The 1,529-nt window shown below is 53.0% G+C and carries 1 protein-coding gene and 1 pseudogene; both read right to left on the bottom strand.

The genetic code is table 11. The features are described from left to right. Positions 1-203, bottom strand: a pseudogene (locus BLT07_RS20545) (ATP-binding protein); the annotation flags it as partial. 25 nt (positions 204-228) lie between these two features. After that, on the bottom strand, positions 229-1,529 hold a 1,301-nt coding region (gene istA, locus BLT07_RS20540; RefSeq protein WP_139205193.1), incomplete at its 5' end, for an IS21 family transposase.

Genomic DNA, 1,529 nt, shown 5'->3' with positions numbered 1-1,529 from the left:
GGCTGTTTGAACCCCGCAAGTTTCAGGAGCCGTTCGATCTTACGGTTCTGCCGGTCCTCCCATTGGTGGTCGGTCAGCAGTGCCAGATATTCGTCGGCGGTGCTTTTGTCGATGCGGTTGTCCCTTAGGTGGGCCGCGTGCAGTTCCGCCATTGCCCCCAGGCGCATTTCCCTCAATTTTTCGATGGTCTGATTGTTGTTCATTGTCAATATATTTAAGTTTTACGTTCTATTTATAATTGGAGGCCCCCCTTATGTTCCGGTGCTCGGGTATATGGGACTTGTCCTCTTCCAGGTCCCGGAAGAACAGGGAACTTTCGTCCAGGTTGTTCCTCAGGATGTTCTGGATGCGTTTATAGCTGACCGCATCGGCCTGCAATGCCCTTTTACAGGCATTGTCCAACCGCCTCGAGCCGTAGGCCTTATGAAGCTGTATGACCCCTATGGCACGTTTGTAGCCTATCTCCGGATAGTCGACATTGGCGATGATCTGTTCCACACACGCCGCAACGTGGCCGCCGTGGGCGGTCGCCTTGGTCCTGAAGAACTCCGGGCTCCAATCGCTATAATATCTGTGGGTACTGCTCAGGTGGTCCTTCTTGGTGTTATATGACCCTTTGGAGCCGTTACGCGGGTGCAGTGCGATGCGCTGGCGGTTGTAATGGACCTCCACCATGTTCTTGGTATAATGGATAGCGGTCTCCCTGCCGATATACCGATAGGGAACGCTATAGTAGGACTTGTCCGGGGAAAAATATACATACCCCATTTTCTGTACTTTTCCCCTGCAGTACTCCTTTATCTCATATCGTGCGGCGGGCAAGGGTTTTAGATATGCCCGCTCCACGGATTGGAAGAGTTCCAGGCGGCTGGCCTCCTTTCGCTTGAACAACAGATCGTTATACCGTTCCAATAATCGTCCTATCTCCCGGTTCAGGTCTTCCAGGGAGAAAAAGGTCATCTCCCGTAAGGGGTAATAGATACGTTGATAGGCCAGATGGACCGCATTTTCCACCAAGGCCTTATCCTGTGGCGAATATCCCCGTGCCGGGTTGATCACACAGTCGTAGTGCCGGGCAAAATCCTTGAAGCCCCGGTTTATGTCCGCCTCATATTTACTGGCCCGGCTTACCGCGGACTTCAGGTTGTCCGATACGATGGCCTTGGGGACGCCCCCATAAAAATGCAGGGCGTTTTCGCAAGAGCCGATCAGGTCCCCGCGTTTTTGGCTCTTGCAGGCCTCCACGTACGTATACTGGCTGTTGGGGAGTATCGCCACGAAGACCTCGACCGGGAGCAGTTCCCCCGTTTCCCTGTCGACGATATGCAGTTTCTTCCCCGCATAGTCGATGAACATCTCCTTTCCGGCCTCGTGCTCGAGCTTCATCGAACCTTTTATCTTGGCGTACTTGCGCCTGTAATGCTCCAAGAACTGCGTATAGCCATAAGGCTCCCTTGCACTTTGCGCATATTCATGGTAATGATGGAGAAAGGTGAAACCGGGATGGTTTCGGGCTTTGTTCATGCCCT

The sequence above is a fragment of the Pricia antarctica genome (assembly GCF_900101815.1).
Lineage (GTDB): Bacteria > Bacteroidota > Bacteroidia > Flavobacteriales > Flavobacteriaceae > Pricia > Pricia antarctica.
This window is presented reverse-complemented; position numbering and strand designations above follow the sequence as displayed.